23 protein-coding genes and 1 pseudogene are annotated in these 23,939 nt (G+C 67.1%); 12 read left to right on the top strand and 12 right to left on the bottom strand.

Annotated features, from left to right (window positions below; genetic code table 11):
- A pseudogene (locus tag HA630_RS04650) lies at positions 1–267 on the bottom strand (PLP-dependent aminotransferase family protein); the annotation flags it as partial.
- A gap of 32 nt (positions 268–299) precedes the next feature.
- Between HA630_RS04650 and nth the strand changes: the two are divergent.
- The 4 genes from nth (at position 300) to HA630_RS04630 (ending at position 3,317) form a co-directional block, all read left to right on the top strand.
- A complete protein-coding gene (gene nth / locus HA630_RS04645; RefSeq protein WP_166832766.1) occupies positions 300–932 on the top strand; it encodes an endonuclease III in 633 nt (210 codons plus the stop codon).
- A gap of 13 nt (positions 933–945) precedes the next feature.
- Positions 946–1,725, top strand: coding sequence for a leucyl/phenylalanyl-tRNA--protein transferase (gene aat / locus HA630_RS04640; protein ID WP_371809197.1), 780 nt, complete (start codon positions 946–948; stop codon positions 1,723–1,725).
- Positions 1,722–2,465, top strand: coding sequence for an arginyltransferase (locus HA630_RS04635; RefSeq protein WP_166832762.1), 744 nt, complete (start codon positions 1,722–1,724; stop codon positions 2,463–2,465). The genes aat and HA630_RS04635 overlap by 4 nt, the downstream gene beginning before the upstream one ends.
- A gap of 63 nt (positions 2,466–2,528) precedes the next feature.
- Positions 2,529–3,317, top strand: a complete 789-nt coding sequence (locus HA630_RS04630) for an IclR family transcriptional regulator (protein WP_166832760.1) — start codon at positions 2,529–2,531, stop codon at positions 3,315–3,317.
- On the opposite strand, the gene HA630_RS04625 is transcribed toward HA630_RS04630, so the two are convergent.
- From HA630_RS04625 to HA630_RS04600, 6 genes are all read right to left on the bottom strand, one after another.
- Positions 3,293–4,420: a serine hydrolase gene (locus HA630_RS04625; RefSeq protein ID WP_166832758.1), complete on the bottom strand. Its 1,128-nt coding sequence runs from the start codon at positions 4,418–4,420 to the stop codon at positions 3,293–3,295. The genes HA630_RS04630 and HA630_RS04625 overlap by 25 nt on opposite strands.
- A gap of 151 nt (positions 4,421–4,571) precedes the next feature.
- Positions 4,572–6,113, bottom strand: a complete 1,542-nt coding sequence (locus tag HA630_RS04620) for a 2-isopropylmalate synthase (RefSeq protein WP_166832756.1) — start codon at positions 6,111–6,113, stop codon at positions 4,572–4,574.
- Between the two features lie 258 nt (positions 6,114–6,371).
- A complete protein-coding gene (gene pssA, locus HA630_RS04615; protein WP_166832754.1) occupies positions 6,372–7,181 on the bottom strand; it encodes a CDP-diacylglycerol--serine O-phosphatidyltransferase in 810 nt (269 codons plus the stop codon).
- 100 nt (positions 7,182–7,281) lie between these two features.
- Positions 7,282–8,298, bottom strand: coding sequence for a ketol-acid reductoisomerase (ilvC, locus tag HA630_RS04610; protein ID WP_166832752.1), 1,017 nt, complete (start codon positions 8,296–8,298; stop codon positions 7,282–7,284).
- A gap of 111 nt (positions 8,299–8,409) precedes the next feature.
- Positions 8,410–8,901 (bottom strand): acetolactate synthase small subunit, encoded by a 492-nt coding sequence (gene ilvN / locus HA630_RS04605; RefSeq protein WP_101046741.1) that lies wholly within the window; start codon positions 8,899–8,901, stop codon positions 8,410–8,412.
- 117 nt (positions 8,902–9,018) lie between these two features.
- Positions 9,019–10,797 carry an acetolactate synthase 3 catalytic subunit gene (locus HA630_RS04600; RefSeq protein WP_166832750.1) on the bottom strand — a complete coding sequence of 593 codons (1,779 nt, stop codon included), beginning with the start codon at positions 10,795–10,797 and terminating at the stop codon, positions 9,019–9,021.
- A 262-nt stretch (positions 10,798–11,059) separates the two neighbouring features.
- Here HA630_RS04600 and HA630_RS04595 point away from each other — a divergent pair, with 262 nt between their 5' ends.
- From HA630_RS04595 to HA630_RS04585, 3 genes are read left to right on the top strand one after another with little or no spacing between them, the layout of a single operon-like run.
- Positions 11,060–11,584, top strand: coding sequence for an RDD family protein (locus HA630_RS04595; RefSeq protein ID WP_166832748.1), 525 nt, complete (start codon positions 11,060–11,062; stop codon positions 11,582–11,584).
- 3 nt (positions 11,585–11,587) lie between these two features.
- Complete coding sequence (locus HA630_RS04590; RefSeq protein ID WP_166832746.1) at positions 11,588–11,974, top strand: diacylglycerol kinase; 387 nt, start codon at positions 11,588–11,590, stop codon at positions 11,972–11,974.
- A gap of 30 nt (positions 11,975–12,004) precedes the next feature.
- Entirely contained in the window at positions 12,005–12,598 is a 594-nt protein-coding gene (locus HA630_RS04585) for a TIGR00730 family Rossman fold protein (protein WP_166832744.1), read from the top strand.
- 3 nt (positions 12,599–12,601) lie between these two features.
- Here HA630_RS04585 and HA630_RS04580 read toward each other — a convergent pair whose 3' ends face one another.
- Positions 12,602–12,940 carry a P-II family nitrogen regulator gene (locus HA630_RS04580; RefSeq protein WP_166832742.1) on the bottom strand — a complete coding sequence of 113 codons (339 nt, stop codon included), beginning with the start codon at positions 12,938–12,940 and terminating at the stop codon, positions 12,602–12,604.
- An 84-nt stretch (positions 12,941–13,024) separates the two neighbouring features.
- The gene (locus tag HA630_RS04575; protein WP_166832740.1) at positions 13,025–14,731 is read right to left on the bottom strand and encodes an NAD+ synthase; all 1,707 of its coding nucleotides are present in this window, start codon (positions 14,729–14,731) and stop codon (positions 13,025–13,027) included.
- Between HA630_RS04575 and HA630_RS04570 the strand changes: the two genes are divergently transcribed.
- Complete coding sequence (locus tag HA630_RS04570) at positions 14,730–15,932, top strand: GNAT family N-acetyltransferase (protein WP_371809196.1); 1,203 nt, start codon at positions 14,730–14,732, stop codon at positions 15,930–15,932. The two genes, HA630_RS04575 and HA630_RS04570, sit on opposite strands and share 2 nt — an antisense overlap.
- 66 nt (positions 15,933–15,998) lie before the next feature.
- Here the strand turns inward: HA630_RS04570 and ppa are convergent, their stop codons facing one another.
- Positions 15,999–16,535, bottom strand: a complete 537-nt coding sequence (gene ppa, locus HA630_RS04565) for an inorganic diphosphatase (protein WP_166832738.1) — start codon at positions 16,533–16,535, stop codon at positions 15,999–16,001.
- A 262-nt stretch (positions 16,536–16,797) separates the two neighbouring features.
- Between ppa and HA630_RS04560 the strand changes: the two genes are divergently transcribed.
- The 4 genes from HA630_RS04560 to glp all read left to right on the top strand — a co-directional run bounded on the left by HA630_RS04560 (position 16,798) and on the right by glp (position 21,982).
- Positions 16,798–18,852 carry a sodium-translocating pyrophosphatase gene (locus tag HA630_RS04560; RefSeq protein WP_166832736.1) on the top strand — a complete coding sequence of 685 codons (2,055 nt, stop codon included), beginning with the start codon at positions 16,798–16,800 and terminating at the stop codon, positions 18,850–18,852.
- A gap of 76 nt (positions 18,853–18,928) precedes the next feature.
- Positions 18,929–20,068, top strand: coding sequence for a GTP 3',8-cyclase MoaA (gene moaA / locus HA630_RS04555; RefSeq protein ID WP_166832734.1), 1,140 nt, complete (start codon positions 18,929–18,931; stop codon positions 20,066–20,068).
- Positions 20,069–20,071: 3 nt separating this feature from the next.
- Positions 20,072–20,689, top strand: coding sequence for a molybdenum cofactor guanylyltransferase MobA (gene mobA / locus HA630_RS04550; RefSeq protein WP_166832732.1), 618 nt, complete (start codon positions 20,072–20,074; stop codon positions 20,687–20,689).
- A 15-nt stretch (positions 20,690–20,704) separates the two neighbouring features.
- Positions 20,705–21,982, top strand: a complete 1,278-nt coding sequence (glp, locus tag HA630_RS04545; RefSeq protein WP_166832730.1) for a gephyrin-like molybdotransferase Glp — start codon at positions 20,705–20,707, stop codon at positions 21,980–21,982.
- A gap of 12 nt (positions 21,983–21,994) precedes the next feature.
- Here the strand turns inward: glp and HA630_RS04540 are convergent, their stop codons facing one another.
- Together HA630_RS04540 and HA630_RS04535 are read right to left on the bottom strand one after the other, a co-directional pair.
- Positions 21,995–22,543 (bottom strand): YggT family protein, encoded by a 549-nt coding sequence (locus HA630_RS04540; protein WP_166832728.1) that lies wholly within the window; start codon positions 22,541–22,543, stop codon positions 21,995–21,997.
- A gap of 1 nt (position 22,544) precedes the next feature.
- The coding region (locus HA630_RS04535; RefSeq protein ID WP_166832726.1) for a ribonuclease R family protein at positions 22,545–23,939 on the bottom strand (1,395 nt) is incomplete at its 5' end.

The following is a 23,939-nucleotide window of genomic DNA, read 5'->3' as shown; positions in this document are numbered from 1 at the left end:
GCTCAAACCCTGCACACCCTTGGCCGCCATGAAGGCCGTCAACTGCTCGCGCAGCGGCTGGTAGCCCTCGGTGGCGCCGTACGACATCGCCCCCGCCGGTTCCTGCGCCAACGCGGCCAGCGTGGCCTCACGGATGCCGTCCACGTCCACCAACCCCACATCGGGGAAGCCGCCGGCAAAACTGATGATGCCCGGCTTGCCCAGCAGCTTGAACAGCTCGCGGATGGCCGAGGTTTCCACGTGGTTCAGGCGGTCGGCAAAACGGATGGCGGGGTGGGCACTCATGGGAAAATCGAGGCATGAAAAAGGAACACATCGAGCTGTTTTTTGCCACCTTGCAGGCGGCCAACCCACAGCCCAACACCGAGTTGGAGTATACGAGTGTGTTCGAACTGCTCGCGGCCGTGCTGCTGAGCGCCCAGGCCACCGACGTGGGCGTGAACAAGGCCACGCGGCGCCTCTTCCCGGTGGCCAACACGCCACAGCAGATCCTCGATTTGGGCCTGCCCCAGCTGGAAACCCACCTCCAGACCATCGGCCTGTACCGCAGCAAGGCCAAGCACCTGATGCAGACCTGCCAGATCCTGGTGGAGCAGCACGGCGGCCAGGTGCCCCGCACCCGCGATGCGCTGGAAGCCCTGCCCGGCGTGGGCCGCAAAACCGCCAACGTGGTGTTGAACGTCGCCTTTGGCGAACCCACCATGGCGGTGGACACCCACATTTTTCGCCTGGGCAACCGCACCGGCCTGGCCCCGGGCAAAACGCCACTCGAAGTGGAAAAAAAGCTGATGCGGCGCATCCCACCGCGCTACCTGGAAGACGCGCACCACTGGCTCATCCTGCATGGCCGCTACGTCTGCCAGGCCCGCAAGCCGCAATGCGACCGCTGCGCGGTGGCGCCCTACTGCGGCTACCCGGCCAAAACCCGCTGACGCCCCCGCGACCGTGCCCACCCGCGACCTGCCCTGGCTGGACCCCGGCGCGCCTTTTCCCCCGGTGGCACAGGCCTGGACGGCGCGCGACCCCGTCCCCGGCCTGCTGGCTGCGGGGGGCGACCTCACCGTCCCCACCCTGGTGCGGGCCTACGCCGCCGGCATCTTTCCCTGGTTCGGCGACGACCAGCCCATCCTGTGGTGGAGCCCCGACCCGCGCATGGTGTTGCGGCCCCCAGACTTCCGCCTGCACCCCTCGCTGCGCAAGACCCTGCGCGCCGGCTTGCGCCAGGGGCGGCTGGACATCCGCATCGACACCGCCTTCGAGCGGGTCATCCAGGCCTGCGCCGCCACCCCGCGGACCGGCCAGAACGGCACCTGGATCGTGCCAGAGATGGTGGACGCCTACACCGCGCTGCACCGCGCCGGCCACGCCCACAGCGTGGAAACCTGGTGGGACGGCGCCTTGGTGGGCGGTCTCTATTGCGTCAACCTGGGCCGCATGGTGTTCGGCGAATCCATGTTCAGCCACCGCAACGACGCCTCCAAAATGGCGCTGGCTGCCCTGGTGGCGTGCTGCCGCGCCTGGGGCGTGCCGGCCATCGACTGCCAGCAGAACACCCGCCACCTGGCCTCGCTGGGCGCGCGCGAAGTGCCACGCGCCGACTTTGTCCACACCGTGCAACAGGCCACCGCCCAGCCCACCCCCGACTGGCAATGGCAGCCCCTATACTGGTCAAACGCCCTGGACGCCCGACCGATCGACACCCCCGACCGCCCCCACGACGCGTGACCCACCCCCAAGAACTCCCGCTCGAAGCCGTGCAGTTCTACGCCACGGCGCCCTACCCCTGCAGCTACCTGGAGGGCCGGCAGGCCCGCTCCCAGGTGGCCACGCCCAGCCACCTCATCCACACCGGCACCTACTCCGAGTTGGTGGCCCACGGCTTTCGCCGCAGCGGCATGTTCACCTACCGCCCGCATTGCGACGGCTGTCAGGCCTGCACCCCGCTGCGCATTCTGGTGGACGCCTTCGTGCCCAGCCGCAGCCAGCGGCGCGCCGCGCAACGCCACGCCCACCTGGAAGCCCGGGTGCTGACGCTGGGCTATTCCGAAGCCCACTACCAGCTCTACCTGCGCTACCAGCGCCAGCGCCACCCCGGCGGCGGCATGGACCACGACAACACCGACCAATACAGCCAGTTCCTGTTGCAAAGCCGGGTCAACTCCCGCCTGGTCGAATTCCTCGACCCCGCAGCGCCCCCCACCGAACGGCTGAAAATGGTCTCCATCGTGGACGTGCTCAACGACGGCCTCTCGGCCGTGTACACCTTTTACGAGCCGGACGACGCCGGCGCCGCCTATGGCACCTACAACGTGCTCTGGCAAATCGGTCAGGCCCGCGCCATGCAACTGCCCCATGTGTACCTGGGCTACTGGATCGCCGAGAGCCCCAAGATGCGCTACAAAAGCCGCTTTCACCCGCACGAACTGTTGCGCGAAGGCCACTGGGTCGCGGGCCACCCGGCCTGAAAGCTCCCCGTCAGGATCGGGTGACATTTCACCCTATAAAATTGCGGTACGATGGGATCGCCCATGACACGACGCAACGACACCCTCCCCAGCCACCCCAGCGTTCAGGTGCTGGAACGCACCTTCACCCTGCTGGAGGTGCTGGCCTCGCGCGAAGAACCGGTTTCGCTCAAAGAAATCAGCGAGAAAACCGGACTGCACCCGTCCACCGCGCACCGCATCCTCAACGACCTGACCATCGGCCGCTTCGTCGACCGGCCCGAACCCGGCGCCTACCGCCTGGGCATGCGGCTGCTGGAATTGGGCAACCTCGTCAAAGCCCGCCTCAGCGTGCGCGACACCGCGCTGGGCCCCATGCGCGAACTGCACAAGCAGATCCAGCAGCCGGTCAACCTCAGCGTGCGCCAAGGCGATGAAATCGTCTATGTGGAACGGGCCTACAGCGAGCGCTCGGGCATGCAGGTGGTGCGTGCCATCGGTGGCCGCGCCCCACTGCACCTCACGTCGGTGGGCAAGCTGTTCCTGGCGGCCGACGACCCCCAGCGGGTGCGCGCCTACGCCACCCGCACCGGGCTCATGGGCAACACCCGCAACAGCCTGACCCAACTGCCCTCGCTGGAACGCGAACTGGCGCAATGCCGCCGCCTGGGCATGGCGCGCGACAACGAAGAACTGGAGTTGGGCGTGCGCTGCATGGCCGCGGGCATTTACGACGACCAGGGCAAACTCGTGGCCGGCCTGTCCATTTCCGCCCCATCCGACCGGCTGGACGAAAGCTGGGCCGCGAAGCTGCAGGCCACCGCGGACGAGATCAGCGCCTCGCTGGGTTACCGCAAGCCGGTGGCGCTGTAAGTCCCTTGGGGCGAGGCGCTGGAAAACAGCGCCGATTCGGCCCAGTGGCGCAGCCGCTCGGCATCCCCGACGCGGGCCGCGGGGCCGGCTGCGTCGAGCAAGACCATGATGAGCTGGCGGCCCGACACGCTCACCTGCATCACCAGGCAACGGCCGGCTTCGCGGATGTAACCGGTTTTCTGCAAGCCAATGTCCCAGTTCGCGTTGTGAACCAGACGGTTGCTGTTGCGGTACTGCAGCACCTGGCGGCCACTGGCGACCTCGTAGGCGGGCGACGTCGACAGGTCGCGCAGCATGGGCCGCTGGTAGGCGGCCGCGGCCAACAGGGCCAGGTCGCGGGCGCTGGAGCGGTTGTCGCTGGACAGACCGGTCGGGTCGACAAAGCGGGTGTCGGTCATGCCCAGCTCGGCCGCACGGCGGTTCATGCGCTGCACAAAGGCCTGGGTACCACCCGGGTAGGTGCGGCCCAGGGCATGCGCGGCGCGGTTCTCGCTCGACATCAGCGCCAGGTGCAGGGCCTCGGCCCGGGTCAGTTCGGAACCCACGCGCAGGCGCGAGCCGCTGTTTTTCAGACGGTCCACGTCGGCGCTGTCGATGGTGATGACCTCGTCCATGGGCAACTGGCCCTCGGCCACCAGGAGGCCGGTCATCAGTTTGGTCAGGGAGGCGATCGGCAGCACCGCCGTGTCGTTCTTGCCCAGCAAAATCTCGTGGGTTTGCTGGTCCATCACCAGCGCCACACTGGAATTCAGGTTCAGGGGGTCGTCCACCTTGCGCAGACCCAGTTGTTCACCCACCGACTCCACCGGGGCCGCCGCCACGGCAGCGGCCGCGAGCACCACCTTGCGCGGGGTCTGCGCCTTGGCCACTTTTTTGGGGGTGGTTTTCTTGCTGGCCACGCGGCGTTTTTGGTCGCGCTCGGTGCGTTGCTTCACCGACTTGACCGGGCGCGCCTCCTTGGATTTGGCCACCTGCTTTTTCTGCTGCACCACCTTCTGTTTGGAGCTGGGGTTGCTGGCCAGCGCGGGTGCCGACAGCCCCAGCGACACCAACAAGGCCCACAGCAGGTGGCGCGTCAGTCGGGCGAAACGGGTGCGGTGCATGGTGGTGACCCTCAAAATGCGGTGCGTGTCCGCAAAGTATAGAAGGAAAACCCGGAATCACAAGAAAAAACATGGGGTTGCAGCCACTTTTTAAGAAGTCGCCGCAACACCCATGCGTTCAGGATGGGCCACACACGGCCCAGTCACCGGTTCAGCCCTGCGCGGCCACCCGGTCGGCTTTGCTGTGCAGCTTGTTCAGAGCGCTCAGGTAGGCCTTGGCCGACGCCACCACGATGTCCGGATCGGCCCCCACCCCGTTGACGATGCGGCCGCTGTGCTGCAGGCGCACGGTGACCTCGCCCTGGCTCTCGGTCGAACCGCTGGTGATGGCGTTGACCGAATAGAGCTGCAACTCAGCACCGCTTTTCACGTGGGCCTCGATCGCCTTGAGCGACGCGTCCACCGGCCCGTTGCCGTCGGACTCGCCCGAAAACTCCTTGCCGTCGATGGTGAACACCACCTTGGCCTGCGGGCGCTCGCCGGTTTCGCTGTGCTGGGACAGCGAAACCAAGCCGTATTGCTCTTTCTCGGGGGTCACGCTCTCGTCGCTGACCAAGGCCAGGATGTCTTCGTCAAAGATCTCGGCCTTGCGGTCGGCCAGTTCCTTGAACTTGGCGAAGGCGACGTTGATTTCGCTCTCCGACTCCATCTCGATGCCCAACTCCTCCAGGCGCTGCTTGAAGGCGTTGCGGCCGCTGAGCTTGCCCAGCACGATCTTGTTGGCGCTCCAGCCCACGTCCTCGGCGCGCATGATCTCGTAGGTGTCGCGCGCCTTGAGCACGCCGTCCTGGTGAATGCCCGAGGCGTGCGCGAAAGCGTTGGCCCCTACGACCGCCTTGTTCGGCTGCACCACGAAGCCGGTGGTCTGGCTGACCATGCGGCTGGCCGGCACGATCTGGCTGGTGTCGATGCCCACGTCGAGGCCGAAATAGTCGCGGCGTGTTTTCACCGCCATAACGATTTCTTCCAGCGAGCAATTGCCGGCACGCTCGCCCAGGCCGTTGATGGTGCACTCCACCTGGCGCGCCCCCCCGATCTTCACCCCGGCCAGCGAGTTGGCCACAGCCATGCCCAGGTCGTTGTGGCAATGCACCGACCAGATCGCCTGGTCGCTGTTGGGCACCATCTCGCGCAAGGTCTTGATGAAATTGCCATACAACTCGGGAATCGCGTAACCCACCGTGTCAGGGATGTTGATGGTGGTGGCGCCCTCGCGGATCACCGCCTCCACCACGCGGGCCAGGAAGGGCAGCTCGGAGCGGTAGCCGTCCTCGGCACTGAACTCCACGTCACCCACCAGGTTGCGGGCAAAACGCACCGACTGCTTGGCCTGCTCCAGCACCTGCTCCGGCGTCATGCGCAGCTTCTTCTCCATGTGCAGCGGGCTGGTGGCGATGAAGGTGTGGATGCGGGCACGGTGGGCGCCCTTGAGCGCCTCGGCCGAGCGGGCGATGTCGCGGTCGTTGGCGCGCGAGAGCGAGCAGATGGTCGAATCCTTGATCGCGTCGGCAATGGCCTTGACCGACTCGAAGTCGCCGTTGGAACTGGCGGCGAAACCGGCCTCGATCACGTCCACCTTCAGGCGCTCCAGCTGGCGGGCGATGCGCAGCTTTTCGTCTTTGGTCATGGAAGCGCCGGGCGATTGTTCGCCGTCGCGCAAGGTGGTGTCAAAAATGATGAGTTGTTCGGTCATTCCAGTTCTCCGGTGGTCCGCCGCATGGGCGGCACTGACAGGTCCCCCGCAGTGTCCAAAACAAACGGCCCGCTGCGGGTGCATACGGGCCGTTGGTTTGAAAAAGCGCGCGCTAGTCCACCTGCCCGTGTCGGCATAGGGCCAGTAGCAGGTAAGCGCGTGCGAAGTTCATACGCTTCAATGTATCACAAAGCCGGCGCCCCACCGATGCAGAAAAACCATGAGCGGTTTTGTCCGCAGCTATGGCCTGGGCGGGGTTCAGTCGTGCAGGCCGCGTTCGTCCGGCTCGTCGGTCGAGGTGCTGACGACGCTGGCCGGGCGACCCTTGGCCTTGCGCCAGCCGTACACCGCATACCCCGATAGCCCGTACACCACGAACAGCCCGAACAGCACCGTGGGCGGGTGGATGTTGATGATGGCGATGCCCAGCGCCACCAGCACGATGGCGGCGAACGGCACGCTTTTCTTCAGGCTCAGGTCCTTGAAGCTGTAAAACGGCACGTTGGTCACCATGGTCAGGCCGGCGTAGAGGGTGATGGCAAACATCGGCCACTCCAGCGACAGGCCTTCGTAGCCGGCCTCGGTCGCCAGCCAGATGAATCCGGCCACCAGCGCCGCCGCCGCGGGCGAGGGCAAGCCCTGGAAGTAGCGCTTGTCCACCACCCCGGTGTTCACGTTGAAACGCGCCAGCCGCAGGGCCGCGCAGGCGCAGTACACAAAGGCCGCGATCCAGCCCCAGCGGCCCAGCTCGCGCAGCGCCCATTCGTAGGCGATCAGCGCCGGGGCGGCGCCGAAGGACACCATGTCCGACAGCGAATCCATTTGCTCGCCAAAGGCGCTTTGGGTGTGCGTCATGCGCGCGACGCGGCCGTCCAGGCTGTCGAGCACCATGGCGACGAAAATGCCCAGGGTGGCCAGGTCGAAACGGCCGTTCATGGCCATGACCACCGCGTAAAAGCCGCCGAACAGGGCCGCCAGCGTGATCATGTTGGGCAGCATGTAAATGCCCTTGTGCGGGCCCTTGTGGGCGGTCTCGTGCGTGTTCAAAGGGTCGTGGCCATCGTGCATGGCGCAGAGTGTAAGCCAGCCCGCCACCAGGGCCGAAAAAAAAGGCCGCCCGGTTGGGGCGGCCTTGGCACGGTCGGGTGGGGTCACCACCCGAGGGTGTTCAGTTGCGGCTCTGGTCCACCAGCTTGTTCTTGGCGATCCAGGGCATCATGGCGCGCAGCTGGGCACCCACGGTCTCGATCGGGTGCTCGGCGTTCAGGCGGCGGCGGGCGGTCATGCTCGGGTAGTTGGTGCGGCCTTCCAGGATGAACATCTTGGCGTATTCACCGGTCTGGATGCGCTTGAGCGCGGCGCGCATGGCTTCGCGCGACTTCTCGTTGATTACCTCGGTGCCGGTCACGTACTCGCCATACTCCGCGTTGTTGGAGATGGAGTAGTTCATGTTGGCGATGCCGCCTTCGTACATCAGGTCGACGATCAGCTTCAGTTCGTGCAGGCACTCGAAGTAGGCCATTTCGGGGGCGTAGCCGGCTTCGGTCAGGGTCTCGAAGCCCATCTTCACCAGTTCCACCGCGCCACCGCACAGCACGGCCTGCTCGCCGAACAGGTCGGTTTCGGTTTCTTCCTTGAAGTTGGTTTCGATGATGCCACCCTTGCCGCCGCCGTTGGCGCAGGCGTAGGACAGGGCCAAGTCACGGGCCTTGCCGGACTTGTCCTGGTACACGGCGATCAGGGTCGGCACGCCGCCGCCCTTGAGGTACTCGGAACGCACGGTGTGGCCGGGGCCCTTGGGGGCGACCATGATCACGTCCAGGTCGGCGCGCGGCACCACCTGGTTGTAGTGCACGTTGAAGCCGTGGGCAAACGCCAGGGTGGCGCCTTGCTTGATGTTCGGGGCAACGTTGTGGTTGTACACCTCGGGGATGTTCTCGTCGGGCAGCAGGATCATGACCAGATCTGCGGCCTTGACGGCGTCGTTGACTTCCATCACGGTCAGGCCGGCCTTGGCCACCTTGTCCCAGGAGGCGCCGCCCTTGCGCAGACCGACCACGACTTTCACGCCGCTGTCGTTCAGGTTTTGGGCGTGGGCGTGGCCTTGGCTGCCGTAGCCGATGATGGCCACGGTCTTGCCCTTGATCAGGCTCAGGTCACAGTCTTTGTCGTAGAAAACTTTCATGGTCTTGTCCTCGTTGGAATGGGGTTTGCCCGCTCGCGAAAGAGCCCGTCGAAGGGCTTCGACAGACCCAGCCCGAGCGGCGCCTCGGCTGAGCCCGAAAAACATCGGATTTTATACGCGCAGGATGCGCTCGCCGCGGCCGATGCCGCTGGCCCCGGTGCGCACCGTTTCCAGGATGGCGGTGCGGTCGATGGCTTCCAGGAAAGCGTCGTTCTTGCCCTGGTCGCCGGTGAGCTCGATGGTGTAGCTCTTCTCGGTCACGTCGATGATGCGGCCGCGGAAGATGTCGGCCATGCGCTTCATCTCCTCGCGCTCCTTGCCCACCGCGCGCACCTTCACCATCATGAGCTCGCGCTCGGTGTAGGCGCCTTCGGTCAGATCGACCACCTTGACCACCTCGATGAGGCGGTTCAGGTGCTTGGTGATCTGCTCGATCACGTCATCGGAACCGGTGGTCTGGATGGTCATGCGCGACAGCGACGGGTCTTCCGTCGGCGCCACGGTCAGCGATTCGATGTTGTAGCCACGGGCCGAGAACAGGCCCACCACGCGGGACAAGGCACCGGCCTCGTTCTCCAGCAAAACGGCGATGATGTGTTTCATGTGATTCCTCTTTTCTGAGCCCTCCCCCGCGCACGGTAATGCGCGGGCTTGGCTGCAAATAGATTCGTCCAAAGGAAAGGCAGCGCCGGCATGCGCCGGCGGCTGCCCGGGGTGGGCTTACAGGTCTTCGCTGCCCAACAGCATCTCGGTGATGCCTTTGCCGGCCTGCACCATCGGGAACACGTTCTCGGTGGGGTCGGTGCGGAAGTCGATGAAGACGGTGCGGTCCTTGTACTTGGTGCGCGCGTCGTGCAGGGCCTGCTCCACGTCGCCGGGGCGCTCGATCTTCATGCCCACGTGGCCGTAGGCTTCGGCCAGCTTGACGAAGTCGGGCAGCGCGTCCATGTAGCTGTGGCTGTAGCGGCCGGAGTATTCGATCTCCTGCCACTGGCGCACCATGCCCAGGTAGCGGTTGTTCAGCGACAGCACCTTGATCGGGGTGTTGTACTGCAGGCAGGTGGACAGTTCCTGGATGCACATCTGCACGGAGCCTTCACCGGTGACGCAATACACCTCGCTCTCGGGCTTGGCCAACTTGATGCCCATGGCGTAGGGAATGCCCACGCCCATGGTGCCCAGACCGCCCGAGTTGATCCAGCGGCGCGGCTCGTTGAACTTGTAGAACTGGGCCGCCCACATCTGGTGCTGGCCGACGTCGGACGTGATGTAGGCATCGGCGTCCTTGGTCATGTTCCACAGGGTCTCGATCACCCGCTGCGGCTTGATGACCTCGGTGTTGTTGCGGTCGTACTTCAGGCAGTCGCGGCTGCGCCAGCCTTCGATGGTTTCCCACCAGGCAGACAAAGCCTGCGCGTCGGGCTTTTGCTGGCCTTCCTTGATCATGGAGATCAGTTCGGTCAGCACGTCCTTCACGTCACCGACGATGGGCACATCCACCTTCACCCGCTTGGAGATGCTGGACGGGTCGATGTCGATGTGGATAATCTTGCGCTCGTTCTGGGCGAAGTGCTTGGGGTTGCCGATGACGCGGTCGTCGAAGCGCGCACCCACGGCCAGCAGCACGTCGCAGTTCTGCATGGCGTTGTTGGCTTCGATGGTGCCGTGCATGCCCAGCATGCCCAGGAACTTGGGCTCGGTGGCCGGGTACGCGCCCAAGCCCATCAGGGTGTTGGTGACCGGGTAGCCCAGCATGTCCACGAGGGTGCGCAGTTCCTGCACCGCGTTGCCCAACAACACCCCGCCGCCGGTGTAGATGTAAGGCCGCTTGGCGTTCAACAGCAGTTGCAGGGCCTTGCGGATCTGGCCGCCGTGGCCCTTGCGCACCGGGTTGTAGGAACGCATGGCCACCGACTCGGGGTAGCCGGTGTAGGGAATCTTCTTGAAGGACACGTCCTTCGGGATGTCCACCACCACCGGGCCCGGGCGACCGGTGCGAGCGATGTGGAAGGCCTTCTTCATCGTCTCGGCCAGGTCGCGCACGTCTTTCACCAGGAAGTTGTGCTTGACGATGGGGCGGGTGATGCCGACGGTGTCGCATTCCTGGAAGGCGTCCAGGCCGATGGCGGCCGTGGGCACCTGGCCGGAGATGATCACCATCGGGATGCTGTCCATGTACGCCGTGGCGATGCCGGTGACGGCGTTGGTCAGGCCGGGGCCGGAGGTGACCAGGGCCACGCCCACTTCGCCGGTGGCGCGGGCAAAACCGTCGGCGGCGTGCACGGCGGCCTGTTCGTGGCGCACCAGCACGTGCTGGATGGTGTTCTGGCGGTAGAGCGCGTCGTAGATGTAGAGCACGGCGCCACCGGGGTAGCCCCAAATGTGCTTGACGCCTTCGGCCTGCAGGGCGCGCACCATGATGTCGGCGCCCATGAGCTCTTCGGTGACGGGAGATGGGCCAGCGGCCGCGGCAGCCATTTCGGCTTTGTTGATTTCCATGTTGATGAACCTTTCGAGAATTTCTCTGACGAAAAACCTTGGGTGCCCCTTGCCGAACCCTTGTGAGGCCGCCTCGGGACTTGAGGCCAAAGCCATGGCGAAACCCGTTCGCGCAACCTTGACCCGTTTGCCGGTGATGTGTTGTAACTGCTCATTATCGCACCGCAGCATCGGTCGGCCACCGCGCCGGCGCCCTTTTTCTTGTGGCGGCCGGGCACCGCGACCAAAATGAGACAATCCCGGCCTGTCCACCGCTCGCCCCATGACCGCCCAGGCCCCCACTTCCTCTTCGCTGACCGCCCCCTCGCTGCCCCGCCGCATGGCCTGCTGGCTCTACGAAGGCATGCTGATGTTTGGGGTGGTGTTCATCGCCGGCTACCTGTTCAGCACCTTGACCCAAACCCGCCACGCGTTGGACAACCGGCACGAACTGCAGGCGTTCCTGTTTCTGGTGTTCGGCATCTACTTCACCTGGTTCTGGGCCAAGGGGCAGACCCTGGCCATGAAAACCTGGCACATCCGGGTGGTCGGTCGCGACGGCCGCGCCATTTCGCAGGCCCGCGCGCTGTGGCGCTACGTGCTGAGCTGGCTGTGGTTCCTGCCGCCCCTGGGGGTGGGTTACGGCCTGGGCCTGCCCGCGGCCGAGGTGGGGGTGCTGGTGCTGGGCTGGGTGGCGGTCTGGGCCATCCTGTCGCGCTTCCAGCCGCAACGCCAGTTCTGGCACGACGTCTGGGCCGGCACGCGGCTGGTGGCATACACCCCGGTGCCCCCGGTGCGCAAGGCCTGAGCCATGACCCAGGAAAACCCGCAGGCCCAGAAGCAGCGCCATGGCCTGGCCCGGCTGTGGCACGCCCTGCGCTATTCCCTGGCCGGCCTGCGCGCCGGCTGGCAAGAAACCGCGTTCCGCCAGGAGGCGCTGGCCGCACTGGTGCTGGTGCCCGCCGCGTTCTGGCTGGGTCGCCACTGGCTGGAAACCGCGGTGCTGGTGGCCGCGGTGTGCGCGGTGCTGGTGGTGGAACTGCTCAACACCGGCATCGAAACCGCCATCGACCGCGTGGGGCCGGAGTGGCACCACCTGTCCAAACGCGCCAAGGACATGGGCAGCGCCGCGGTGCTGCTGACGCTGCTGTGGTGCGCCGGCGTCTGGCTGGCCGCGCTCTACCACCGGCTGGCCTGAGCGGGCCGGCCCGCGTGCCACAATGCCGGCATGCCCACACCCGATCCCGCCTTTTCCCTCTGCGTCTACTGCGGCTCACGGCCCGGCGCCGACCCCCGTTTTGCCGACACCGCCAAGGCGGTGGGCCGCTGGATCGGCACCCACGGCGGCCAGCTGGTGTACGGCGGCGGCAACAACGGGTTGATGGGCCTGGTGGCCGACGCCACCCTGGCGGCCGGCGGCACCGTGGTGGGCGTGATCCCGCAAAGCCTGGAGATCCGCGAATTCGCCAAGCGCGATTGCACCGAACTGCACGTGGTGCAAACCATGCACGAGCGCAAGCAGATGATGGCCGAACGCGCCGACGCCTTCCTGGCGCTGCCCGGGGGCATTGGCACGTTCGAGGAACTGTTTGAGGTGTGGACCTGGCGCCAACTGGGTTACCACGACAAGCCCATTGGATTGCTCAACGTGGCGGGGTACTACGACCCGCTGCTGCAGTTCATGAACAACACGGTGCTGCAAGGTTTTGTGGGCCCCTGGCAGATGGACCTGGTGCAGGTGGGCGACGACGCCGCCACCCTGCTGCCGCCGTTGGTGCAAGCGGCGGGCTTCAACCCGCCCGACCGCCTGCAGGCGGTTTGAGGCTCAGACGGCCGAATCGTCTTCCTCGCCGGTGCGGATGCGCACCACCCGCTCCACCGGGGTGACGAAGATCTTGCCGTCACCGATCTTGCCGGTGCGGGCGGCGCGGATGATGGCGTCGACGCAACGGTCCACGTCGTCGGACTTGACGACGACCTCGATGCGCACCTTGGGCAGGAAATCAACCACGTACTCGGCGCCACGGTAGAGCTCCGTGTGCCCCTTCTGGCGGCCAAAACCCTTGACCTCGGTCACCGTCAGGCCCGTCACGCCCTGCTCGGCCAGCGCCTCGCGCACCTCTTCGAGCTTGAACGGTTTGATGACGGCGGTGATCTGCTTCATGCGGGAGACTCCAAAGGTGCGGATTGCGAAGGTCAAAACTTTATCACGGCTGCCCGGCCACGCGCCCCCAGGGGCCCCAGGCCCTCAACCCCGGAAGCGGTTGGTGTTCGGGTAGCGCCAGTCCTTGCCGAAACTGCGGTGCGTCACCCGGATGCCCACCGGGGCCTGGCGCCGCTTGTATTCGTTGACGCGGATCAGGCGCACCACCTGGTCCACCGCGGCCGGCGGGTAGCCGGCCGCGACGATCTGCGCCGGGTCCTGGTCGTCTTCCATGTAGCGCTGCACGATGGCGTCCAGCACCTCATAAGGCGGCAGGCTGTCCTGGTCGGTCTGGTCCGGGCGCAGTTCGGCGCTGGGCGGGCGGGTGATGATGCGTTCGGGGATGGGGTTGGCGCCGGTGCCGTAGGGGTCGTGGGCATTGCGCCACCACGCCAGGCGGAACACCAGGGTCTTGACCAGGTCCTTGATGACGGCAAAACCGCCGGCCATGTCGCCGTACAGCGTGCAGTAGCCGGTCGCCATTTCGCTCTTGTTGCCGGTGGTCAGCACGATGCTGCCGAACTTGTTGGACAGCGCCATCAGCAGGGTGCCACGGATGCGGGCCTGCAGGTTTTCCTCGGTGGTGTCGGCGCCGCGGCCCTCAAACAAGGGGTTGAGCGAGCCCAGAAAGGCCTCAAACTCGGGGCGGATGTCGATCTCGTCGTAGCGCACCCCAAGCCGGGCGGCCATGTCGCGCGCGTCGATCCAGGAGATGTCGGCGGTGTAGGGCGAGGGCATCATCACCGCGCGCACCCGGTCGCGGCCCAGGGCGTCCACCGCAATCGCCAACACCAGCGCGGAGTCAATACCGCCGGACAGGCCCAGCACCGCGCCGGGGAAACCGTTTTTGCCCACGTAGTCGCGCACCCCCAGCACCAGGGCGTGCCACAGGTCGGCTTCCAGGCCTTGGTCGGGCGCCACCGTGCCGTGCCAGACCGCTGGCGCAGGTGGCGCCACGGCCTCCAGGGCGTGGTTCAAGGCCAGGGGGAGCAGGCAGGCCTCGAAGCTGGGCGCCCGCGCCGCCAGACTGCCGTCGGCGTTGAGGGCAAAGCTGCGGCCTTCGAACACGATTTCGTCCTGCCCGCCCACCAGGTGGGCATAGACCAAGGGCAGGCCGGTGGCTTGCACGCGCTGACGCATGGCCTGCTCGCGCTCGTCGCCCTTGCCCGCGTGGAAAGGCGACGCGTTGATGACGACCAGCACCTGCGCCCCGGCCGCCTGGGCGTCGGCCGCCGGTGCGGCGTGCCAGGCGTCTTCGCAAATCAGCAGGCCCACGCGCACGGCACCGCCGTCGGGCAGGGACACCTCGAACACGCAGGGGGCCTGGCCGGGCTCGAAATAGCGGCGCTCGTCGAAGACCTGGTAGTTGGGCAACTCGCGCTTGGCGTAGGTGTGGCGCACCGCGCCGTTGCAAATCACCGAGGCCGCGTTGTGGCACGGCGCCCGCGCCACGCTGCGGGACCGCTCACTGACCCCGCCCACCCGCGTCGGGTGCCCGACCACGATGTGCAGACCGGTCAACCCGGCGGTCTCCAGGGCCAAGGCTTTCACGGCATCATCGCAGGCGTCAACGAAGGCGGGTCGCAGGAACAGGTCCTCGGCCGCGTAGCCGCACAGGGCCAGTTCGGGCGTGAGCAGCACCTGGGCGCCCTGGGCATGGGCTTGTCGGGCGGCGTCGGCGATGAGGCGGGCGTTGCCCAGCAGGTCGCCCACCACGAAATTGAGCTGCGCAACGCAGAGCTTGAGCGTCATGGATATGGATAACGGTTGCAGTGTCGGGAATTATGTCACCCGGGTCGTCACCGACCCGGGCCAGCTGCGGGCGTGCGACTGGGACGCCCTGCTCGACCAGCAACCTGGCGGTGCCCACAGCGGCCCCTTCATGCGCCACGCCTACCTGGCGGCGCTGCACCAGAGCGGCAGCGCGGTGCCGGCCACGGGTTGGGCCCCGCAATGGATCACCTTGTGGCGAGACCAAACCCTGCACGCCGCCGCCCCGCTGTACCTGAAAAGCCATTCTTACGGCGAATACGTCTTCGACTGGGCCTGGGCCAACGCCTACGCCGACCACGGCCTGGCCTACTACCCGAAGGGCGTGGTGGCGGTGCCGTTCACCCCGGTGCCGGGGCCGCGCCTGCTGGCGGTGGACGCTCCCGCCCGCGCGGCCCTGATCCAGGCCTTGCTGGACCACTGCGAGACCACAGGCCTGTCGTCGCTGCACCTGCTGTTCGCCCAGGACGCCGACACCGCCGCCTGCGCCCACGCCGGTCTGCTGGACCGCCAGACCGTGCAGTTCCACTGGCAGCAGGTGCCAGACCGCCCGGTCCGCGACTTCGAGGACTTTTTGGGCCGTCTGACCCAGGACAAGCGCAAGAAAATCCGCCAGGAACGGCGCAAGGTGGCCGAAGCCGGCGTGCGCTTCGAGCACCGCCGCGGCCGCGACATCACCGCCGAGGACTGGGATTTTTTCTACCGCTGCCACGACCGCACCTACCGCGAACACGGCAACGCGCCCTACCTGCAACCCGGGTTTTTCGCGGCCATGGCGCGCGACCTGCCTGAACACTGGCTGCTGTTCCTGGCGCGCCGACCCGACGGCCAGCCCATGGCCTGCAGCCTGGTGGCGCTCAGCGACGCCTCCGCCCGCCCCACCGCCGCCTACGGCCGCTACTGGGGCGCGCTGGAACGGGTGGACTGCCTGCACTTCGAGGCCTGCTACCACCAGCCCTTAGCCTGGTGCATCGCCCACGGCGTGCAGCGCTTCGAAGGCGGCGCACAGGGCGAGCACAAAATGGCGCGCGCCCTGCTGCCCGTGGCCACCCACAGCGCGCACTGGCTGGCCCACCCCGCTTTTGCCGACGCGGTGGAGCGCTACCTGCAGCGCGAGGGCGAAGGCGTGGCGCGCTACCTGGAACACCTGGAAAGCCGAAGCCCCTTGCGGGCCCCCCGTTAAGGGAGCCCGCAAGGGGCTTCATGGACAGACAACCAGTGCCACCGGCCTGGAGCCGGTGGCGGCAGATCAGGCCTGCTCTTTGTCGTAAGCGGCGATGCCGTCCAGGATTTCCTGGTGGGCGGCGTCCTTGCCGTCCCACCCCAGCACCTTGACCCACTTGCCCGGGTCCAGGTCTTTGTAGTGCTCAAAGAAATGCTCGATGGCCTTCAGGCGCACCGGGTTCAGGTCTTCCAGGCCCTTCCACTGCGAATACAGCGGCAGGATCTTCTCGGTCGGCACGGCCAGCACCTTGCCGTCCACGCCACCTTCGTCTTCCATCTTCAGGATGCCCAGGGCGCGGCAAGGCACCACCACGCCGGGGGGCAGCGGCACCGGGGTGATCACCAGCACGTCCACCGGGTCGCCGTCGCCGGCGATGGTCTTGGGCACGTAACCGTAGTTGGTCGGGTAGTGCATCGCGGTGTTCATGAAACGGTCCACGAAGATGCAGCCCGAGGCCTTGTCGACTTCGTACTTGATCGGGTCGCCGTTCATCGAGATTTCGATGATGACGTTGAACGATTCGGGCACTTTGCTGCCAGGGGTGACGTGGTCGAGGGACATGTTGACTCGTTGAACAGAGTTGAAGAAACGGCGAAATTGGGCCCGATTTTACTGATGCGACGCTGACGCCCTGCCCGGGCCAAGACAACTGCTGCGCTGCAGCAGTGCCAAAACCGGTTACTTGCGATAAATTGTGAACGTTGGCCAATCGCCCTGCCCGTTCTGACACACAACGTGGGCAATGTGCGAGGAAGCAACGCAGCGGAAGCCAGTGGCTCGCGTGCGTTGGCTTCCTCCAAGTCGAAACGAGCAGGAGAAATCTATGGTTGGACAATCTGCGCTGATCTTTGCGCTGGTGTGCGGACTCGTGGCGGTTGTTTACGGATTCTGGTCGCGCACCTGGATTCTTTCCCAGGACGCGGGCAACGCCCGCATGCAGGAGATCGCCGGGGCCATCCAGGCTGGCGCGGCCGCCTACCTGGCCAAGCAGTACCGGACCATTGCGGTTGTGGGCGTGGTGCTGGCCTTGCTGATCGGGGTGTTCCTCGACGTGGTCACGGCGGTGGGCTTCGTGCTCGGGGCGGTGCTCTCGGGCGCCTGCGGCTTCATAGGCATGAACATTTCGGTGCGCGCCAACGTGCGCACCGCCCAGGCGGCCACGCGCGGCATCGGCCCGGCGCTGGACGTGGCCTTCCGCGGCGGCGCGATCACCGGCATGCTGGTGGTGGGGCTGGGGCTGCTGGGTGTGGCGGGCTTCTTCTGGTTCCTGGTGGGCAATGGAAACCTCAACCCGGCCTCCAACCTCGCCAGACTGCTCAACCCGCTGATCGGCTTTGCCTTCGGCTCGTCGCTGATCTCCATCTTCGCGCGGCTAGGTGGCGGCATTTTCACCAAGGGCGCCGATGTGGGCGCCGACCTGGTGGGCAAGGTGGAAGCGGGCATTCCCGAGGACGACCCGCGCAACCCGGCGGTGATTGCCGACAACGTGGGTGACAACGTGGGCGACTGCGCCGGCATGGCCGCCGACCTGTTCGAGACCTACGCCGTGACGCTGATCGCCACCATGGTGCTGGGCGCGCTGATGGTGGCCGCCGCGCCCATGCAGGCAGTGCTCTACCCGCTGGCGCTGGGCGGCGTGTCCATCCTGGCGTCGATCATCGGCTGCTTCTTCGTGAAGGCCACGCCGGGCATGAAGAACGTGATGCCCGCGCTGTACAAGGGCCTGATCGTGGCAGGCGTGTTGTCGGGCATCGCCTTCTACGGCGTGACGGTCTGGCTCATGCCTGACAACGCCATTGCAACCAGCGGCAGCCAGTGGCGCCTGTGGGCGGCCGGCCTGGTGGGCCTGGGCCTGACCGCCGCGCTGGTGTGGGTGACCGAGTACTACACGGGCACCCAGTACAAACCGGTGCAGCACGTGGCGCAGGCCTCCACCACGGGGCACGCAACCAACATCATCGCGGGCATCGGCGTGAGCATGAAGTCCACCGCCTGGCCGGTGCTGTTCGTGTGTGTGGCCATCGTCGTGAGCTACGCGCTGGCTGGGCTGTACGGCGTGGCCGTGGCCGCCACCGCCATGCTGAGCATGGCGGGCATTGTGGTGGCGCTGGACGCCTACGGCCCCATCACCGACAACGCGGGCGGCATTGCCGAAATGGCCGAACTGCCCGCCAGCGTGCGCGACATCACCGACCCGCTGGACGCCGTGGGCAACACCACCAAGGCGGTGACCAAGGGCTACGCCATCGGCTCGGCAGGGCTGGCTGCGCTGGTGCTGTTTGCCGACTACACCCACAAGCTCGAAACCTACGGCCTGCAGGTGAGCTTCGACCTGAGCGAGCCCATGGTCATCGTCGGCCTGTTCATCGGCGGCCTGATTCCCTACCTGTTCGGCGCCATGGCCATGGAAGCGGTGGGCCGCGCGGCCGGCTCCGTGGTGGAGGAAGTGCGTCGCCAGTTCCGCGAGATCCCGGGCATCATGGAAGGCACGGCCCAGCCCGAGTACGGCAAGGCTGTGGGCATGCTGACCGGCTCGGCCATTCGGGAAATGATGCTGCCCAGCCTGCTGCCGGTGGTGGTGCCGATCGCGGTGGGCCTGCTGCTCGGCCCGCAGGCCCTGGGTGGGGTGCTGATGGGCACCATCGTCACCGGCCTGTTCGTGGCCATTTCCATGTGCACCGGCGGCGGTGCCTGGGACAACGCCAAGAAATACATCGAGGACGGCCACCACGGCGGCAAGGGCTCGGACGCGCACAAGGCCGCCGTGACCGGCGACACCGTGGGCGACCCCTACAAGGACACGGCCGGCCCTGCCGTGAACCCGCTGATCAAGATCATCAACATCGTGGCCTTGCTCATCGTGCCGCTGCTGGCCTGAGAGGGCGCCCGCCACCCCGCCAGCGACAGGGATTTGGCGGGCACGCCCGCTGACGTGCATGGTGTAATCTCGCCCCATGTCTGAACGCGTCATCCCCTTGGTCGATCAGCGCATCCGCGCCCTGCGGGCGGTGGTGCCCGATCGGCCCATTGTGCCCACCGGCCTGTTGAGCGACGGGCTGGGCCGGCCGCTGCGCGACCTGCGCATCAGCGTGACCGACCGGTGCAATTTCCGCTGCAGCTACTGCATGCCGAAGGAAATCTTCGACAAGGACTACCAATACCTGCCGCACAGCGCGCTGCTCAGCTTCGAGGAAATCACCCGGCTGACGCGGGTGTTCGTGGCCCACGGGGTGCAAAAAATCCGCCTGACCGGCGGTGAACCGCTGCTGCGGAAAAACCTGGAAATCCTGGTCGAGCAACTGGCCGCCCTGCGCACCGTGGACGGACAGCCGCTGGACCTGACCCTGACCACCAACGGCAGCCTGCTGGCCCGCAAGGCCCATGCCCTCAAAGCTGCCGGGCTCAAGCGCGTCACCGTCAGTCTCGACGGGCTGGACGACGGCGTGTTTCGCCGCATGAACGACGTCGATTTCCCGGTGGCCGACGTGCTGGCCGGGATCGAGGCGGCGCAGGCCGCGGGCCTGGGGCCGATCAAAGTGAACATGGTGGTCAAGCGCGGCACCAACGAAGACCAGATCCTGCCCATGGCCCGGCATTTCCGGGGCACGGGCATCGTGCTGCGCTTCATCGAGTACATGGACGTGGGCGCCACCAACGGCTGGTGCATGGACGAGGTGGTGCCCAGCGCCGAGGTGCTGCGCACCTTGCAGCAGGCGTTTGCGCTGGTGCCCCTGCAGGCCAGTGCGCCAGGCGAAACCGCCGAGCGCTGGGGTTATGCTGGGCCGGATGGCCGGTTCGACCCGGCCCTGGGCGAGGTCGGCTTCATCAGCAGCGTGACGCAGGCCTTCTGCGGCGACTGCAACCGCGCCCGCCTCTCGACCGAGGGCAAGGTCTACCTTTGCCTGTTCGCCAGCCAGGGGCACGACCTGCGCGAGTTGCTGCGCGGCGGGGCCAGCGACGCCGACCTGGCCTCGGCCGTGGGCGCCATCTGGCAGGGCCGGCGCGACCGTTACTCCGAACTGCGGGCGGCCCTGCCGCCAGAAGCGCACAGTGCTGGGGAGCGGCGCATTGAAATGAGCTACATCGGGGGCTGACGCATGGCCGTGACCAATGTGACCGGCCTGGTGCTGGCCGGGGGCCGAGGCACCCGCATGGGTGGGGTGGACAAAGGGCTGCAAAACCACCAGGGCACGCCGCTGGCCCTGCACGCCCTGCTGCGGCTTCAACTGCAGCAGGGCCAGCGCCTGGCAGGCGCCATGGTCAACGCCAACCGCAACCTGGCGGCTTACGAGGCGTTCGGGGTGCCGGTGTGGCCCGACAGCCTGGACGGCTACGCCGGCCCACTGGCCGGCTTCCTGACCGGCCTGGAACACTGCAACACGTCCTACCTGTTGACGGTGCCCTGCGACTGCCCGCTCTACCCGCTGGACCTGCTGGAGCGGCTGGCCCAGGCGCTGGAACAGCACGGCGCCGAGATCGCCATGGCCGCCGCCCCGGAAGGCGGCGCCGGCCTGCGGCCACAACCGGTCTTTTGCCTGCTGCGGGTGGACCTGCTGGAAAGCCTGGTGCGATACACCCAAGCCGGTGGCCGCAAGATCGACGCCTGGACCGCCCAGCACGCTACCGTGCTCGTGCCTTTTGACCAGCCCGGAGACGACCCCCGCGCCTTCTGCAACGCCAACACCCCCCAGGAACTGCGCGCCCTGGCCCGCTGAAGCCCCTCACGCCCCATGAAAACACTGGACCAGATTGCCGCCGCGCTGCAGGGCTACGACCCCAAGGCCCTCACCGCCACGGCGGTCAACGACTTCCTGGCGGCCCTGGTTGAGCCGGTGACCGGCACCGAAACCGTGGGCGTCTTCCAGGCCCTGGGCCGGGTGCTGGCCGAAGACGTGGTCTCGCCCCTGAGCGTGCCGCCGCACGACAACTCGGCCATGGACGGCTTTGCGCTGGCCGGCGCTGGGCTGCGGGCCGATGGCCCCACCGCACTCAAGGTGGTGGGCACCGCCTACGCCGGCGCGGCCTGGGTCGGCCCATGCGGCGCGGGCGAATGCGTCAAGATCATGACCGGCGCCATCATGCCCGCCGGGCTGGACACCGTGGTGCCGCTGGAATTCGTGCAGCTTGACGGTGACCGGGTCCAGGTACCACCCGGCGTGGTGCGCACCGGCGACAACCGCCGCCTGCTGGGCGAAGACCTGATGCAGGGCCAGCCCGCCCTGCGCCGGGGCGACCGGCTCGGCCCGGCGGCCCTGGGCCTGATCGCCAGCCTGGGCCTGCCCACGGTCCGGGTCTACCGTCGCCTGCGGGTGGCCTACTTCTCCACCGGCGACGAAATCCTCAGCTTGGGCGAAGCACCGCGCGAAGGCGCGGTCTACGACAGCAACCGCTACACCGTGTTCGGGCTGCTCAGCCGCTTGGGGGTGGAGGTGCTGGACCTGGGTGTCGTCAAAGACGAACCGGCAGCGCTGGAAGCCGCCTTCCGCCAGGCGGCGGCCCAGGCCGATGCGGTCATCACCAGCGGCGGCGTCAGCATGGGCGAGGCCGACCACACCAAGGCGATGATGAAACAGTTGGGCGACGTGGCGTTCTGGCGCATCGCCATGCGCCCCGGTCGTCCCATGGCGGTGGGCCGGCTGCAACAGCCGCCGCACCATGCCGTGCTGTTCGGGCTGCCCGGCAACCCGGTGGCGGTGATGGTGACCTTTCTGGCCTTTGTGCGCCCCGCCCTGCTGCGCATGATGGGCGCGCAGCCCACGCCGGCCCCGCTGCTGCAGGCCCACAGCCAGGAAGCGCTGCGCAAAAAGCCCGGCCGCACCGAATACCAGCGCGGTGTCGTCAGCACCGGCCCCGACGGGCGCTTGCAGGTGCGCACCACCGGCAACCAGGGCTCCGGCGTGCTGCGTTCCATGGTGGAGGCCAACGGCCTGATCGTGCTGCACCACGACCAAGGCAACGTGGCCGTGGGTGACACGGTGGACGTGATGGTGTTCGACGGGGCAGTCTGACCCCGCGGGGGCTCAGGCGATCAGCAGCAACCCCACCTGCAACAGCACGATCAGCACCAGCACCGACAGGTCCACCCCACCGATGGCAGGGACCCAGCGCCGGATCGGCTGCAACAGCGGCTCCACCAGCCGCGCCAGGCTGGCCTGGACCGGCGCCTGCGGCTGCACCCACGACAGGATCGCGTAGGCCAGCGTCAGCAGCATCAGCCCCTGCAACACGGTGCGCAGCAGGAACATGACCGCCAGAAACGGCAAGGTCCAGGTCCAATCCAGGTGGTTGACCCCTGGCAACTGCCCACCGAACAGGCCGTGGTACACGGCCGAATAGCCCAGCGCCAGCACCAGCCCCGACAGGAAACTGCCCCAGTCGGTGTTGGCCTGCGCCCAACCGCGCGGCAGCGTCTTGCGCATCGGTCGTACGATCCAGTCGGTGATCGCCATGACGAACACCCCGGGTTGCTGCGTCATGCGCAGGCGGCGGGTGTTCATCCAGCCCCGCAACAGGGCCGCACCGACCAGAAAGAAAAACAGGGTGTCCAGCAGAAACAACAGGATGCGCATCTCAACGTTTGCCTTTTTTGGCCTTGCCCGACGGGGGGCGGGCGGCTCGCCGCGACGGCGGCTGGCCCGCCGCGCGGGTCGCGGACCAGGGCGCGCCGTCGGCCGCGCCTGCCCGGCGCTCGGACGCGTATTGTGACGCACCGGCGCCGGCGCCGGCGCTGCGGCCACCGCCGCGCCCCACCTTGGGCGCACGGCCCGGGCTGGGCTCGGCGTCGCCGGCCTTGTCGCGCAGGGCGCGCAGCACCAGTTCGGCCTCGCCGCGGACCAGGCGGAAGTCGATGCGGCGGCCGTCCAGGTCCACCCGGCTGACCTGCACGTTCACCCGGGTCCCCAGCGCGTAGCGGATGCCGGTGCGCTCGCCGCGCAGTTCCTGGCGCGCCTCGTCGTAGCGGAAGTATTCGCCGCCCAGCTCGGTGATGTGCACCAGGCCTTCCACGTACAGGTTGTCGAGGGTGACGAACAGCCCAAAACTGGTGACCGCGGTGACCACCCCGCCGAATTCCTCGCCCAGGCGTTCGCGCATGTATTTGCACTTGAGCCAGGCTTCCACGTCGCGGCTGGCCTCGTCGGCGCGGCGCTCGTTGGCGCTGCAATGCAGGCCGGCGGCCTGCCAGCCCAGCATCTCGGCCGTGGGTTTGGCCTTGCTGCCCTTGTCGGCCGGCTTGCGCGCGGCCAGCCGCTTGGACAGCTTGGCATGCGCCTCGCCCGGTGTGGGCAGGGTCGGCAGGTGGTATTTGCGGTCGTGCAGGATGGCCTTGATCACCCGGTGCACCAGCAGGTCCGGATAACGGCGGATGGGGCTGGTGAAGTGGGTGTAAGCCTCGAAGGCCAGCCCGAAATGGCCCTGGTTCTGCGGGGCGTAGATGGCCTGCGACATGGAGCGCAGCAGCATCTGGTGGATCTGTGCCGCGTCGGGCCGCTCCTGGGTGGCGTGCGCGATCTGCTGGAAGTCCATGGGCCGGGGCAGGTCGCCCACGGTCTGCGGCACGCCCAGCGCCTTCAGGTACTGGCGCAGGGTTTCCAGCTTTTCGGGCGTCGGACCGTCGTGGACGCGGTACAGGCCCAGGTGTTTGCTCTGGGCAATGAACTCGGCCGAACACACGTTGGCCGCCAGCATGGCCTCTTCGATCAGTTTGTGCGCGTCGTTGCGGGTGCGGGGCACGATCTTTTCGATGCGGCCCGAGTCGTCGCAGACGATCTGGGTTTCGGTGGTCTCGAAGTCCACCGCACCGCGCTGACCCCGCGCCTGCAACAGGGCGCGGTACACATCGTGCAGGTTGAGCAGGTGCGGCACCAGCGCGCGGCGCTGCTGGGCCTCGGGGCCGCGGGTGTTTTGCAGAATGGCCGCGACCTCGGTGTAGGTCAGGCGGCCGTGGCTGTACATGACCGCCGGGTA

It is taken from the genome of Aquabacterium sp. A08 (assembly GCF_011742065.1).
Note: the sequence above shows the minus strand (reverse complement) of the source record. Positions and strands in the feature narration are given on the sequence as shown.